This window comes from Stenotrophomonas sp. CFBP8994 (genome assembly GCF_034044835.1).
In the GTDB taxonomy this organism is placed as follows: Bacteria; Pseudomonadota; Gammaproteobacteria; order Xanthomonadales; family Xanthomonadaceae; genus Stenotrophomonas; species Stenotrophomonas rhizophila_A.
Map to the genome: position 1 here is coordinate 416,773 of NZ_JAXCWT010000002.1, position 14,276 is coordinate 431,048.

A 14,276-nucleotide genomic window follows, 5' to 3' on the forward strand; every position below is an offset into this window, starting at 1 on the left:
GTCTAGAATGCCGGCGTGAAAAAACGCCCACAGGGCGTGAAGTACCTGCGGCCTGTGGTCAGGCCGAAGGGTGGAGAATCTGTTGCGTGGTCCGCCACGCGGTGTCGAAGGGCTGGGTATCGCGCACGATCTTCACCATCAGGCTCGCCCCCAACCACAGCGCGTAGAGGCTCTGCGCCACTGTGTCGGGTTTGCCGGTGAAGGCAAGCGAGCCCTCGGCGGCGCCCGCTTCAATTACATGCGCCAGCCGCTCGATGATGCCGGCGGTGCCCCGCTGCAGCGTTGTGCGCATGCTGTGGGACAGGTCTGCCACTTCGGCGCCGAGTTTCACCGCCAGGCACTTGCCCTGGCAGTCCTCGAACGACTGGTTGTCCTTCCAGGCGGCGAAATACGCCTCCAACTGCTGCGCGCGGTTCTTCCCGGGCTGGGCAAAGGTGCGGTCCATGTCGGCCAGATAGGCCGCGAAGTAGTCGTCAAGAAGCGCGTCGCCGAAGGCTTCCTTCGACGCAAAGTAATGGTAGAACGAGCCTTTCGGTACGCCTGCGGCACTCAACACTTCATTCAAGCCCACCGCCGAGAACCCCTTGCCGCCCATGATGCGCTGGCCGGTGGACAGGATCCTGTCGCGGACGTCGGTGCTTTCAGTGGCTGCGGTCGGGCTCATGGACCGCACTGTACTCTGGATTAGACCGGTCGTCTAGTGTCGCGGCACGGTCGGCCGGCGCCCAAGCTAGCTGGCCTTCCGGCTGCAGCCCAACGCACGCTCCACGTGGGCCAGCAGGTCGTCTATCTCGAACGGCTTGGCGATGAACGGCACCGCCTTGTGTGCAGCGGGCACCGCCTGCAGGTACACGGCGGACGCAAACAGATACGGTGTGCCCAGGCGCGCAAGGCGATCCGCGACCGGGAACACGGCGCCGTCTCGCAGCTCAACGTCCAGGATCGCCGCGTCGAACGGCTGGTCGGCAATGGCGAACAGGGCATCGGTCACCGAGTAGGCCGGAACGACCGTGTAGCCCGCGCCACTGAGTACTTCAATGAAGAGTCTCGACAGCTCGATTTCATCCTCGACCACCAGGATGACCTTGTTTGTACGTGATGACGCCAGGGTGCTCATGAAGTGCGCAGGAACGGTAGATACGCCTAAGGTCTACCTTCAGGTGTCAACGCGGCGGAAAGTCCTCTAGTCGCGGTCTTCATCGCAGCGGTCGACCCTGCTGCGGGCAATGCGGGCCGAACCGCAGTAGAAGTACGGTTTTTGGCGCGCGGGGCCATTGCTACGCTCCAGCTTTCCGCGTTGGAGATCCCGCCGTGAATCACGACGTTACGCGCAAGTCCCACTTCGCCCTCCCGTTGGTCGCCCTCGCCTTCGCGGTGGCCTTATCCGCCTGCCGACGGGAGCCGGACGCGCCCGCCGCAGATGCAGCCAGTGCGCCACCGGCGCCTGCGTCATCAATGGCGCCACCCGCACCGCCGTCCGCAGAACCTACCCGCGCGCCAGAACCCGGAAGCGTGCCGGTGACCGCCGACAACTTCGTGCGCGCCGAATCCGATCGCTATCTCGGCGCGCTGGTGAAGGAGCAGGGACTGGGCAAGCTGTTCCATCATCGCGAACCGGCATCGATCGACAGCCAGACCGTGGTCCGTTTGAATCGCGACACGCTGTACTCCAGCGCGGTGTTCGACCTCGATGCCGGCCCGGTCACGATCACGCTCCCCGATGCGGGTGATCGCTTCATGTCCATGCAGGTCATCGACGAGGACCAGTACACCACCCAGGTCAACTACACGCCCGGCGACTACACGCTCAGCCGTGGCAAGGACGGCACCCGCTACGTGGTGGTCGCCCTTCGAACGCTGGTGGATCCATCCAGCCCGGAGGATGTCGCAAAGGTGCACGCGCTGCAGGATGCGATCAAGGTCCAGCAGGCTGCGCCGGGCAGCTTCGAGGTACCGAAGTGGGACACGGTGAGCCAGGACAAGGTGCGCGCCGCACTGCTGACGCTGGCATCCACGCTGCCCGACACCAGGCACATGTTCGGCACCCGCGACACGGTCGACCCGGTGCGCCGCGTGATCGGTGCCGCCTCGGCCTGGGGCGGCAACCCTGACAAGGACGCGATGTACCTCAACGTGGTGCCGGCCCGGAACGATGGCAGCACCGTGTACCGGCTGCACGTGGCCGATGTGCCCGTGGACGGGTTCTGGTCGGTGAGCCTCTACAACGCCGAGGGGTACTACGAAAAGAACCCGCAGAACGCCTACACCCTCAACAACCTCACCGCGAAGAAGAGCGCCGACGGCTCGATCGACATCCAGTTCGGTGGCTGCGATGGCCAGGTGCCCAACTGCCTGCCCACCATGGCCGGCTGGAACTACATGGTGCGGCTGTACCGGCCCCGTGCGGAGATCCTGGAAGGGCGCTGGACCTTCCCTGACGCCGTGCCGGTGCAATGATGCGGCCAACGGCTACCACCCGGTAGCCGTTGAGCGACAGCCTGCCGCCGAACAGGCAGCGGTGTTTGTGACCACGACGAAGCATGCACCGGGGGCACCGTCGTCCGCTGAATGCCCGATGGACCACCCATGGGACAGGCAGATCTCCATGCAGATCGCCAGTCCCAGACCAGCGCCATCGCCGTCCTTGGCGTTGCCGCGCCAGAAGCGCTTGAACAGCATCGAACGGTCGGCAACGCCAACGCCCTGGCCGGCATCGCGCACGTGGAAACGATCCGGCTCCACCACGATCCGAACCATGCTGCCCTGGGGCGCATGATTCAGCGCATTCTCCAGCAGGTTCTTCACCAGCACGAACAGCGCGCCCGCATCCGCCTCCACCGGCGGGAACTCCGCGCCCTCGGTAGTGACCAGCACATCCACCCCGCGTTGATCGGCGACCCGTGACAGGTAATCGACGGCGTCATCGATCACGCTGCGCACCTGCACCGGTGCAAACGTGTAGTTATGTCCCTCGCTGACCTCGGCCAAGTGCAGCAGCTGGTGCACCTGCCGCGCCATCTGCGCGGTGTCGCGTAGCAGCAACGCGGTGTTGGGGGCGCCGCTGAGCTCGATTTCCGCCTGCAGCAGTGCCAGCGGTGTCTTCAGCTCGTGCGCCGCCGAGGCAAGGAATTCCTGCTGCACCCGGAAGCCCTGTTCCAGGCGTTCCAGCGCGGCATTGAAGGCGTCGATCAAGGGCACGACTTCCGATGGCAGGCCTTCGCTGTTCAAGCGTGTGCCCAGGTTGCGCGGGCCCACCCGTGCCGCCACACGCGAGGCCTGGCGAAGTGGACGAACCATCCGGTTGACGATGAAGTAGATCACGGCAGTGAAGGTCAGCAATGCCAACACCACCACCGCCGCCCCGGCGCGCAGGTACAGCTTGGAGGCGTGGTCTTTCAGGGTTGCCACCAGGCGGTCGCTGCGCGCGATGCGGGCGTGGTAGGTGCGGCCTGCGTGCTCGAATGCCGCGTCGGCCACCCGCAGGTGAACGTCACCGTCGGGTGCGGCGACCGTCATTGCGGGCGCGCCCGCCGGCAGCGCCGACAGCGTCTGCAGGGCCGGGCCGTCCTGGCTGGTGGCGACGGTATGGCCGTGCTGGTCGGTCAGGCGGTACGCGGCGTCGTTGCGCATGGCGGCATAGACGTTGCCGACCTCGGGCGACAGTTCCAGGGTTACGGCGCCGTCGGCGCCGACCCGCATGCCCTCCCTGAGCTCCACCACTTCTTCAGCGAGTTCCTCGCGCACCATGTCTTCCAGGGAGCTGGTGCGAAGCATCAGCATCACGGCCGCCGCAGCGGTGGCTGCGGCGAGCAGCGCCACCAGCGTGGCCAGCATCAAGCGTGCGCTGAGGCTACGCGGCAGCATCGGCAGGCCGCAGGGCAAAGCCAAGGTTGCGTACGTTCACTACGGACAGCGTTGAATCGATTGCGCCCAGCTTGCGCCGCAGTCGATGCAGGGCAACATCCAGCGCGTTGGGGGTGACCGCTTCGCTCACCCCCCATGCCGCGGATTCCAATGCACCCCGGCGCACCACCTGGCCGGCGGCACGAACCAGCGAAATGATGATCTGCAGTTCGGCCGGTGCCAGGCTGACCTGTTCGTCACCGCAACGCATGCAACTCTCTTCGGCAACGACCCGCAGGTCGTGATGCACCAGCTGCAGGTCGCGCAGTTCGGCCGGGCGGCGCATCAATGCACGCACCCGCGCCGCCAGCTCTTCGATGGCGAAGGGTTTGGGCAGGTAGTCATCCGCACCGGCGTCCAGTCCATCCACCCGGTCGTGCAGGGCATCGCGCGCGGTCAGCATCAGGCAGGGCATGCGGTTGCCGGCCGCCCGCATCCGCCGCACCAGGTCCAGGCCATCGCCGTCAGGCAGGCCGCGGTCGATCACGGCCAGCGCATAGGCATGCTGGCCGATGGCATGCCAGGCCGTTTCCATAGTGGGGAACGTGTCGACGGCGATGCCCGCGGCACCCAGCCCACGCTCGACCAGGCTCGCCAGGCGCCCGTGGTCTTCGACCAGGGCGATCCGGTTGGGCAGGGCGGCAGGCGTGGGCTGGGACATCAGAAGCTCCGGGTGATGCCGATGCGCAGGCCGGCAGAGCCGTCCGTGTCCGGCTCGCTGAGTGGGCTGTCGGTGATTTCATCGGGCAGGAACTTGTAGTCCACCCCGCCCATCAAACGCCACTTGTTGCCCAGCGGACGGGTGAAGGCGATGCTCACCTGCGGCACCACGGCCGAGCCGGGCTGGTAGCGCGCCACGCCGCGTGCAACTTCCTCATCCAGCGTGCCGTGGTAGTAGTTGACCAGATCATCGGACATCCAGCGTACCCCGACGCCCGGAATGACGGTAGTACGGCCCCACTTGAGCGCATACGCATAGTCGGCGGCGATCTCGTAGCCACCGCTGGCATCGGTCACATCGGCCAGTGCACTCAGCTTGAACTCGCCGGCGCGGCTGCTCCAGCTTGCGGTGATGCCGGCATCCAGCCCATCATCACGGTCGTCCAGGCGCTCGGGGTCCACGCCGTTGGCCTGCAGCTCGCGGCGGCCAAGGTCCTTGATGTCGAAGCCGTCGAAACGGCCACTCAGAACGGCATCCAAGCTGAAGGTATCGCCCTGGACCACGTGCACGCCACCGGTCAAGCCGCGCCAGAAGATCCGCTCGCCTTCATAGGTAAGCAGCGGTACCGGGCGCACGCGGGTGCCTTCGCCGGCATAGGGACTCTGGCGCACGGAGGCGGCCACGCCGATCGACCAGCGATCGTCATTGGCCTTGGCGATCAGGTCACCACTGCTGGTGGTGCTCTGCGCCAGGGCGAGGGTGGGAAGCAGGAGCGGAACGGAAACCAGGTACTTGAACATGGGGCGGAACTTCCGAGGGAGGGCGGAGCGAGTCTTGCCGCCGCGGACTTACACGCGACTTACCGTCCATGCCGCGGCTGCCTGCGGGTCAGTAAGAGCCGGGTAACCCGTCCGGCTCCAGAATCGCCGCCGCCTCCTCCGCCCCCGAGCCCCGCATGGTCGACCATCGCCCGCGCCCTTCCCGCAACCGCCACTGGGCCGCTTCGCTGCCGCCGATTCCGTCGCGGTTGAGCGGCCGCACCACGCTGCGCTTCAAAGTGCTGGTGGCCGCGTTGGCGATCACCCTGGCGGTGCTGACTTCCTTGGTACTGGTCCAACCCGGCAACCGGGCAACCCGCGTACCACGTGGCGCGGCCGAGGCACCGGCGGCCATGACGGTCACGCGCGTGCGCGTGGCGCGACAGTCCTGGCAACGCGACGTTACCGCGTCCGGTGCGATTGCAGCCTGGCAGGAATCGGTGGTCGGCGCCCCATTGGCCGGGCTGCGCCTGGCCAGCGTGGATGCCGACGTTGGCGACCTGGTGCGCAAGGGCCAGGTGTTGGCGCGTTTCGACGACGCGCTGCTGCGGGCCGACGCTGACCGCCTGCAGGCGGCCTTGGCGCAGGCCGAGGTCGCGTCCGCACAGGCCGGTCGCGATGCGCGGCGTGCGGAGCAGCTGCGCGCCAGTGGAGCGTTGAGCGAGCAGTCGATCCTGCAGGCGCTTGCAGACGCGGCCTCTGCAGCGGCCGCAGTACGCGCAGCGCGGGCAGCGCTGCACGCCAGACAGGTGGAAATCAGCTACAGCGTGTTGCGCGCGCCCGATGACGGGGTGATCAGTGAACGCACGGCTACCCTTGGCGCCGTGCCGGAGCGCGGCGATGCCCTGTTCAAACTCATCCGCCAGCGGCGGCTGGAATGGCGGGGCGAGCTGGGCGCGGTCCAGCTGGGCCAGGTGGAGGTTGGCCAGCCGGTCCTGCTGCGCCTGCCCGATGGCAGTGCTGCGCAGGCGAGAATCCGCCAATTCGCCCCGGGACTGGCGACGGAGACGCGGCAGGCGCTGGTCTACGCGGATATCGACGCAGGCAGCGCGGCGCGCGCCGGCATGTATGTGGAAGGCAGCATCGGCTTGGCACGCACGCCTGCACTGGTGGTGCCCGCCGCGTCGGTGGTGGTCCGCGACGGACGGAACCGGGTGTTCACCCTCAATGCCTCAGGGACCCACGGCCATGTGAGCGCACGTGAGGTAGCGGTGGGACGGCGGCACGACCGTCAGGTTGAAATCGCTTCGGGCTTGGAAGCGGGGGAATGGATCGTCGAAGAGGGTGCCGGCTTCCTTGCCGACGGCGACCGCGTCCAGATCGTGCCGGGTACGCCATGAACTTCGCGACGTGGTCGATCCGCAACCCAACCCCGGTGATCCTGCTGTTCGTGCTTCTTTCGGTGGCCGGCGTGGTGGGATGGGTGCGCCTGCCCATCCAGAACCTGCCCGATATCGAACTGCCGACCGTCAATGTGACCTTGGCCCAGCCCGGAGCGGCGCCGGCACAGCTGGAAACGGCCGTGGCACGGCCAGTTGAGGATGCGCTGGCCAACCTGGTCGGGCTGCGCCACCTGCGCAGCCAGATGCGTAACGGCGCCGTGCACATCTCGGCCGAATTCGAGATCGGCACATCGTTGTCCGGGGCCCTGGATGAGGTCAAGGCGGCGCTGGACCGTACACGCACCATGCTGCCCGACGACCTGCTTCCGCCGGCGGTCAGTGCGGACGTGGTCGGCAGCAATCCGATCCTCACCTATGCCGTGGAGTCGGCCACGCTGGACGAGGCGCATCTGTCCTGGTTCGTCGACGATGTGCTGGGCAAGGCGCTGCGTACGGTGCCCGGGGTCGGGCAGGTGGAACGTTTGGGCGGCGTGCAGCGCGAAGTAAGGGTGGAGCTGGATCCGGTGCGGCTGGCCGCGCTCGATGTGACCGCCACTGACGTTTCGCGCGCGCTGGCGTCGGTGCAGATGGAGTCTTCGGCGGGCGGGGTGCGTCTTGGGGGCGGCGAGCAGTCCCTGCGCACTTTGGCCACAGTGGCGACCGCCGATGCGCTGCGGGCAGTGGCATTGCCACTTGCCCGCGGCCGCTGGTTGCGTCTGGACCAGGTGGCCGACGTGGTCGATGGCCATCGTGAGCGGGACCAGGCGGCACTGCTCGATGGCGCGCAGGTGGTAGGCATCCATGTCTACCGTACGCGTGGCAGTGACGAGGCAGCTACCGCTGCAGCGGTGGGGCGTGCGCTGGATGCCATGCAGCGGCAGCACCCGGGCCTGGTGCTGAGTCCGGTTTCCAGCCGCGTGGACTACACGCTTGAGCAGTATCGAGGATCCATGCACATGCTGCTGGAGGGTGCAGTGCTGGCGGTGCTGGTGGTGTGGTGGTTCCTGCGCGACTGGCGTGCCACGGCGGTCGCTGCGATGGCCTTGCCGCTGTCGATCCTGCCGACGTTCGCGCTGATGCCGTGGCTGGGATTCTCGCTCAACACGCTGACGCTGCTGGCCCTGGCGGTGGTTGCAGGCATTCTCGTGGACGATGCCATCGTCGAGATCGAAAATATCGAATCCCACCGAAGGCGTGGAAAGTCGATTGCCCAGGCCACGGCCGACGCGGTAAGCGAAATCGCGTTGGCGGTGATGGCCACCACGCTCACGCTGGTAGTGGTGTTCCTGCCCACCGCGATGATGCCGGGCATTGCCGGATTGCTGTTCGCACAGTTCGGCTGGACTACGGTCATCGCCGTGCTCGCCTCGCTGCTGGTAGCGCGGTTGCTGACGCCGCTGCTGGCCGTGCACTGGCTCCGTCCGCTGCCCGCGCGCCCACATGTACATGGCTGGCTGATGCGAAGGTACCTGGCCACCGTGCAGTGGGCACTGGCCCATCGACGCATTACCCTGGCGGCGGCAGTGGCGTTTCTCCTGGGTTCGTTCGGATTGCTTCCCCTGCTACCTACCGGCTTCATGCCGGCAGCCGACCAGGGCTATGTCGACGTAGGAGTTGAACTGCCACCCGGGGTGGCATTGGTCGATTCGGTGGCGGCCGCCGAGCGCGTGCGAAGGGCCCTCGGGGACGTGCCCGGGGTAGCGCAGGTATTCGCGCGGGTAGGTGAGCCAGGCGACGGGGATGGTGCATCGAGCCTGGAAGTGCGTCGCGCATTGTTGACCCTCACCCTGGGCCCGCGTGACCAGCGCGCGGGGCAGCAGGCGATCGAAGCACAGGTGCGGGAGCGGCTGGCAGCACTGCCGGGAGCGCGCTTCAGCGTGGGGGGCGGCAATCTTGGCACGGCGATGACCCTGATCCTGGCCAGCGATGATGCGCGCCTGCTGCGGAACACCGCGCAGACGCTTGAGCAGCAGATGCGCGGCATTCCCGGCTTGGCCAACGTCGGTTCCTCGGCCAGCCTGGAGCAGCCGGAACTGACCGTGCGTCCAGACCCGCACCGCGCCGCCGAGCTGGGGGTCACTACTGCCTCCATCGCAGAAACAATACGGATTGCCTTGGGTGGTGACGCGGACGCCGTTCTGCCACGGCTCAACCTGGATACGCGCCAGGTCCTGATCCGCGTGCAGGTCGCTCCCGCGCTGCGAGCGGATCTGGCGGCGATCGGGCGCCTGCGCGTGCCGGGTCGTGAGGGTCCGGTGCCGCTGCACAACATCGCTACCCTGGACATGGAAAGCGGCCCAAGTCAGATAGACCGCTTCGACCGGCAGCGCGTCGTCACCCTCAGCGCCGGCCTTGCGGGAATACCCTTGGGCGACGCCGAAGCTGCGGTAGCGGCGTTGCCGATCAGCCAGGCGATGCCGGCCGGGGTCAAACCGATCGAAGCCGGGGACTCCGAACTGGCGGGCGAGCTTGCCGGTGGCTTCCTCTTGGCCATCGGTGCCGGCCTGCTTTGCATGTTCTGTGTGCTGGTTCTGCTGTTCAAAGACGCGTTCCAGCCGTTGACCATCCTATCCGCCGTGCCGCTCTCGTTGGGAGGCGCCCTGATGGCGCTGCTGGCGACCGGCAGTGCGTTGGATGTGCCGGCGATGATCGGACTGGTCATGCTGATGGGAATCGTGACCAAGAATTCGATCCTGCTGGTCGATCATTCGGCGCAGGCCATGCGCCAACAGGGCATGGGTCGTGACGCGGCGCTCCTGGACGCATGCAGTCATCGTGCCCGCCCCATCCTGATGACTTCGCTGGCGATGGTGGCCGGCATGCTGCCGATCGCAGCGGGACTGGGGGCCGATGCAAGTTTCCGCCAGCCGTTGGCGATCACGGTCATCGGCGGCCTGGCAACGTCGACCGTCCTCAGCCTGGTGGTGGTGCCGGTGTTGTTCACCTGCATCGACGACCTGCGGGTGCGGCTTCGGGCCGGGCAGCGCAACATGCATCCTGCACGTTGAGTCTGCGATGCTGTAGCAATGAAAGAGCCACTGCCTCCGGATACCGTCACCGTTCCCCCCGCGCCGACGTCGTCGCGTACCCGCGCCTTTGCGCTGCGCCGCTGGCTGGGCTGGCTGGTCGTTCCTGCCTTGCTGGGCATTTCACTGCTCACCCTTTGGAACAGCGAATGGCTGAAGGCACCGCGCGCCATGTGGGCGCTGGCGCGCATGCCTGCGCCCAGCACCTTGCCGGTGCCAGTGGAAGGCGTGGCGGCACGGCGCATCGCCGACACCTTCGGCGCACCACGCGGACGCGACCGCACCCATGCCGGCGTGGACATCTTCGCCAAGCGCGGCACGCCGGTGCGGAGCGCGGCGCCAGGCGTGGTGGTCGCGGTGCGCGACAGCGGGCTGGGCGGGCGCCAGGTATGGGTCATTGGACCGGCGCGCGAGCGCTACTACTACGCGCATCTCGAGGACTGGCGCGAGGGGCTGGCCGAGGGCGAGGTGGTCAGCGAAGGCACCGTGCTGGGCTACGTCGGTGACAGTGGCAATGCGGCCGGCACGCCGCCGCACCTGCACTGGGGGATCTACGGTGCCGATGGCGCCTACGATCCGTTGCCGCTGCTGAAGGCGCACCGCACGACCAACGGTCGTGCGCTACCCCGGTAGGTAACGACCGTTGGTCGTTACGCCTTCGACCGCCGGCCGGACACGTGCGCATGCCCGCGCACATGCCAGCGCCATGGGAACTCCACGGCGCGGCTGATGCCGATGCGGGGACCCGCTGCCGGATCCTCCGGTGGCGCCATCCCGTCCGACACGATCCGGATGCCGCGGTCATTGCTGACGAGGTCAGCGCCATCCAGTGCCTTGTCGATACCCATCGCCTGCGACAGCCGTCCGGGCCCGCTGGCCAGCTCGCGATCGCGACGAATGGCTGGCCGCGCCTCACGGATCAGTTCCAATCCCTGCACGGGTTCCAGTGCCCGCAGCAGCACGCCCCAGCCCTGGCCGACCTCGCCGCAGACCGCGTTGCTGCCCCAGTGCATGCCGTAGGTGAAGTAGACATAGAGATGGCCGCATTCGCCAAACATGGTGGCCGTACGCGGGGTCATGCCCCGGAACGAATGCGCGGCCGGGTCCTGGTCGCCTGCATAGGCCTCGACTTCAACGATGCGACCGGCCCGGCCATCATCGCGCACCAGCAGCTTGTTCAGAAGCTCGGGCGCGACCTCGGTCGGATGCCGCCGGTAGAAGCTGCGCGGGAGCGTACGCCAGCGCGACGGAGGCAGGGTCATCAGCGTAGCGCCGGATGCTGCGCGGCCAGGATCCGCGCCAGCTTGTTCGGATTGCGCTGCACCAGGATCTGGGTGATGCGCTCACCATCGGTATCGAACGACATCGCCGAATCCAGGTGCTCGCCAAAGTAGCGCAGCACCCCCAAGCGGCCATTGATGAACGCGGGCACCATGCGCAGCTCGGTGCGGCGCCGCAGGGTGGGCGCGAACAGGAGCTGGGCGATGCGCGCACCGCCAAGCATCGGCCTGGGGAAGCTGCTGACGAAGCCGCCACCATCGCCGATCAGCTGCGCCGACGTGTCCATCAGCGCGATCATCGACTTCAGGTCGCCCTTGTCCAGTGCCTCGGTAAACGCCTGCAGCAGTTGCTGGTGGGTGCGGTGCGGCACCGCGTGCAGGGGGCGCTCCTCGCGCAGGCGGGTGCGTGCGCGGTGCACGATCTGCCGGCAGGCTGCTTCGCTCTTGTCGAGGATGCGGGCGATCTCGGGATAGTCACGGTCGAACACATCGTGCAGCAGGAAGGCGGCGCGTGCTTCCGGCGCCAGCCGTTCCAGTACCGCAAGGAAGGCAACGGAGAGATCGCTGGCCGCTTCGTGCAGGCGCTCAGGCGTGCTGGCATCGTCGGTCAGTACCGGCTCCGGCAGCCAGATGCCCACATAGTGCTCGCGGCTGCGGCGCGCCATGCGCAGCTCGTCGATGGCGATGCGGGTGGTGGTGGCGACCAGCCAGGCTTCGGCATTCTCGATCGCGTCGCGGTCGGTGCCGTTCCAGCGCAGCCACACCTCCTGCGCGACGTCTTCGGCTTCGGCCATGGAGCCCAGCATGCGATAGGCCACGCCAAGCACGCGCGGGCGCAGCTGGGTGAAAAGGTCGAGGGAAGTATCCATGGCGGCATTCAACACGAGCGCGCGCCGCAGGGACAGTGCCGTAAGCAGGACACTATCGACGCACGGTGTTGAGCGCTGCGCACCAATCCAACGGACGGGGGCTGTCACAGGGCATCGCGCTGGTCCGTCTGCCTTGCATGAGCACCTCATCCACCGCCGACGCCGCAGGCCTGCCACGCCCCGCCGATCAGGTGTGGACCACGTTCCTGTCTGCGCTGGAGGCGCTGCCTGCCGACGCCCGCCTGCTGCTGTTGCTGCATGACGTGGCCGGTGCGTCGATCGAGGAGCTCATGCCGTTGCTGGGGTTGCCTGCTGCTGAATGCAGGCAACGGCTGGAAGCGGCCCACGCCTGCCTGCGCGCACATGCGCGCCATCTTGGAGCGCCGCCCGCATGTCCCTGACTGATCCGGCCACCGTAGACGACGGTGTCGACCCGCTCACCACCGGCTTTTCGGCCAGCTACGCCGGGGTGATGGCGTTCATTGCCGTGGCCCACGAAGGCAGCTTCTCGCGCGCGGCCGATCGGCTCGGCATCGGCCGCTCGGCGGTCAGCCGCAGCGTGCAGAAACTGGAGGGGCAGCTGGGCGTTCGCCTGTTCCTGCGCACCACCCGGTCGACCTCGCTCACCCGCGAAGGCGAGCTGTTCCACGACGGCTGCCGCCCCGGTGTCGACCGCATCCTGCAGGCGCTGGAGGAAATGCGCGACCTGCGTGACGGGCCGCCACGGGGGCACCTGCGGGTGAGTGCCACGCATGGGTTCGGGCGCAAGGTGATCGCGCCGCTGCTGTCGGCATTCCGGGCCCACTTCCCCGAAGTCACGCTCGAACTGCAGCTGGAAGAGCGCCCGCTGGACCTGGCCGCCGACCGGATCGATGTGGCGTTCCGCGACGGCGTGCTGGAAGACAGCGAGGTCATCGCCAAGCACCTGATCCCGATGCAGCTGCTGGTCTGCGCCGCACCGGACTACGTGGTGCGGCACGGCCTGCCGGCCACCGTGGGCGAGCTGGCCGCGCATGCCTGCATCAGCCAGCGCCAGGCCAATGGGCGGCTGCAGCCATGGGAGTTTCGTGTGGACGGCCGGCCGCTGAGCGTGGAACCGGCGTCGGCGCTGGTGTTCAACGACGCCGACCTGGCGCTGCAGGCGGTCCTGCAGGGGCAGGGCCTGGCGCAGCTGCCGAACTACCAGGTGCGCGCTGCGCTGGATGCCGGGTTGTCGGTGAGCTGCCTGGACCAGTACGCCGCCGACGACCGCGGGCACTACCTGTGCTACCTCAGCCGACGCCAGCTGCCCAAGCGCATCCGCGCGTTCATCGACTTCATCACCAGCGAGGTGCGTGCACTCGACCTGGACGTGGTGACCCATTGGGAAAGCGTGCAGCAGGCCAGTGCACCGGCGCGCGACGTCGATGCCGGCGCATGGCAATGAACGCCATTGGTGCCTGACAGGCAACAGTGCGCGTCCGCGCGCGGACCTACTGCCGCCGCAGCGGCGTGCCTAGCATCGTCACATGCCCCGGCCACCGGGGTTCCTCCTTCCCCTTCTGGAGCAAGAACATGAAGATCCTGGTCATCGGCGGCACCGGCCGCATTGGCAGCAAGGTGGTCGACCGCCTGCGCGCGGGCGGCCATGACATCGTCATCGCCGCACCGTCCACCGGCATCGACATCATCAGCGGCGACGGCCTGGAGGCGGCCATGGCCGGCACCGACGTGGTCATCGACCTGGCCAACTCGCCGTCGTTCGAAGACGCGGCGGTGCTGGCCTTCTTCCAGACCGCCGGGCGCAACATCCTGGCCGCCGAAGCCAAGGCCGGCGTACGCCATCACGTGGCCCTCTCCGTGGTGGGCACCGACAAGCTGGCGGCCAGTGGCTACTTCCGCGGCAAGATCGCGCAGGAGAGGTTGATCCGCGAGGCGGGCATCGCCTACACCATCATCCATTCCACCCAGTTCTTCGAATTCCTGCCGGGCATCCTCCAGTCCGCCGGTGAAGCGCTGCGCCTGCCCACCGCGCTGGTGCAGCCGATTTCGGCGGACGACGTGGCCGACGCAGTGGCGCGCATTGCGCTGCAGCCTGCCGTCAATGGGGTGGTGGAGATCGCCGGCCCGGAGCGCGCACCGATGGACGAACTGGCACAGCGCTTCCTCGACCGCACACACGATCCCCGCCAGGTGGTGGGCGACGCACAGGCACCGTACTTCGGTGCGCAACTGCAGGACGACACACTGGTGCCGGTCGGCCAGGCGTGGCTGGGCCGCCAGGGCTTCGATGCCTGGCTGCAGCAGTCCGGGTTGGTACGCAGCAACTGATTGCCCGTCCGCCCGCACCTCGTGGAA

Annotated in this window: 14 protein-coding genes; 7 read left to right on the forward strand and 7 right to left on the reverse strand. The window is 67.6% G+C overall.

What is annotated here, in order from left to right:
* Positions 1 to 58: 58 nt before the first annotated feature.
* Positions 59 to 664 carry a TetR/AcrR family transcriptional regulator gene (locus tag SOM39_RS06590; protein ID WP_320457862.1) on the reverse strand — a complete coding sequence of 202 codons (606 nt, stop codon included), beginning with the start codon at positions 662 to 664 and terminating at the stop codon, positions 59 to 61.
* A gap of 66 nt (positions 665 to 730) precedes the next feature.
* Positions 731 to 1,117 (reverse strand): response regulator, encoded by a 387-nt coding sequence (locus tag SOM39_RS06595; RefSeq protein ID WP_068854208.1) that lies wholly within the window; start codon positions 1,115 to 1,117, stop codon positions 731 to 733.
* A 401-nt stretch (positions 1,118 to 1,518) separates the two neighbouring features.
* Between SOM39_RS06595 and SOM39_RS06600 the strand changes: the two genes are divergently transcribed.
* On the forward strand, positions 1,519 to 2,457 hold the full coding sequence (locus SOM39_RS06600; protein ID WP_320457863.1) for a DUF1254 domain-containing protein: 939 nt from the start codon (positions 1,519 to 1,521) through the stop codon (positions 2,455 to 2,457).
* A 12-nt stretch (positions 2,458 to 2,469) separates the two neighbouring features.
* Here the strand turns inward: SOM39_RS06600 and SOM39_RS06605 are convergent, their stop codons facing one another.
* Genes SOM39_RS06605 through SOM39_RS06615 form a run of 3 tightly spaced genes read right to left on the reverse strand, consistent with a single transcriptional unit; the run spans position 2,470 to position 5,364 of the window.
* A complete protein-coding gene (locus tag SOM39_RS06605; protein WP_320457864.1) occupies positions 2,470 to 3,888 on the reverse strand; it encodes a sensor histidine kinase in 1,419 nt (472 codons plus the stop codon).
* Positions 3,851 to 4,564, reverse strand: coding sequence for a response regulator transcription factor (locus SOM39_RS06610; protein ID WP_095363071.1), 714 nt, complete (start codon positions 4,562 to 4,564; stop codon positions 3,851 to 3,853). Before SOM39_RS06610 ends, SOM39_RS06605 begins: the two co-directional genes overlap by 38 nt.
* Entirely contained in the window at positions 4,564 to 5,364 is an 801-nt protein-coding gene (locus SOM39_RS06615; RefSeq protein ID WP_095363070.1) for a MipA/OmpV family protein, read from the reverse strand. The genes SOM39_RS06610 and SOM39_RS06615 overlap by 1 nt, the downstream gene beginning before the upstream one ends.
* A 155-nt stretch (positions 5,365 to 5,519) precedes the next feature.
* Between SOM39_RS06615 and SOM39_RS06620 the strand changes: the two genes are divergently transcribed.
* The 3 genes from SOM39_RS06620 to SOM39_RS06630 are packed head-to-tail and all read left to right on the forward strand — an operon-like array spanning position 5,520 to position 10,423.
* Positions 5,520 to 6,722, forward strand: coding sequence for an efflux RND transporter periplasmic adaptor subunit (locus SOM39_RS06620; RefSeq protein WP_217977534.1), 1,203 nt, complete (start codon positions 5,520 to 5,522; stop codon positions 6,720 to 6,722).
* Positions 6,719 to 9,772 (forward strand): efflux RND transporter permease subunit, encoded by a 3,054-nt coding sequence (locus SOM39_RS06625; RefSeq protein WP_320457865.1) that lies wholly within the window; start codon positions 6,719 to 6,721, stop codon positions 9,770 to 9,772. Before SOM39_RS06620 ends, SOM39_RS06625 begins: the two co-directional genes overlap by 4 nt.
* An 18-nt stretch (positions 9,773 to 9,790) precedes the next feature.
* Positions 9,791 to 10,423: a peptidoglycan DD-metalloendopeptidase family protein gene (locus SOM39_RS06630; protein WP_184125859.1), complete on the forward strand. Its 633-nt coding sequence runs from the start codon at positions 9,791 to 9,793 to the stop codon at positions 10,421 to 10,423.
* A gap of 17 nt (positions 10,424 to 10,440) precedes the next feature.
* Here SOM39_RS06630 and SOM39_RS06635 read toward each other — a convergent pair whose 3' ends face one another.
* On the reverse strand, positions 10,441 to 11,052 hold the full coding sequence (locus SOM39_RS06635) for a DNA-3-methyladenine glycosylase (RefSeq protein WP_099047418.1): 612 nt from the start codon (positions 11,050 to 11,052) through the stop codon (positions 10,441 to 10,443).
* Complete coding sequence (locus SOM39_RS06640) at positions 11,052 to 11,939, reverse strand: RNA polymerase sigma-70 factor (RefSeq protein ID WP_320457866.1); 888 nt, start codon at positions 11,937 to 11,939, stop codon at positions 11,052 to 11,054. The genes SOM39_RS06635 and SOM39_RS06640 overlap by 1 nt, the downstream gene beginning before the upstream one ends.
* Positions 11,940 to 12,076: 137 nt before the next feature.
* Here SOM39_RS06640 and SOM39_RS06645 point away from each other — a divergent pair, with 137 nt between their 5' ends.
* The 3 genes from SOM39_RS06645 (at position 12,077) to SOM39_RS06655 (ending at position 14,249) form a co-directional block, all read left to right on the forward strand.
* Positions 12,077 to 12,340: a hypothetical protein gene (locus SOM39_RS06645; protein ID WP_093534796.1), complete on the forward strand. Its 264-nt coding sequence runs from the start codon at positions 12,077 to 12,079 to the stop codon at positions 12,338 to 12,340.
* Positions 12,331 to 13,365, forward strand: coding sequence for a LysR family transcriptional regulator (locus SOM39_RS06650; protein ID WP_320457867.1), 1,035 nt, complete (start codon positions 12,331 to 12,333; stop codon positions 13,363 to 13,365). Before SOM39_RS06645 ends, SOM39_RS06650 begins: the two co-directional genes overlap by 10 nt.
* A 128-nt stretch (positions 13,366 to 13,493) precedes the next feature.
* Positions 13,494 to 14,249 carry an SDR family oxidoreductase gene (locus tag SOM39_RS06655; RefSeq protein ID WP_320457868.1) on the forward strand — a complete coding sequence of 252 codons (756 nt, stop codon included), beginning with the start codon at positions 13,494 to 13,496 and terminating at the stop codon, positions 14,247 to 14,249.
* Positions 14,250 to 14,276: the final 27 nt, after the last annotated feature.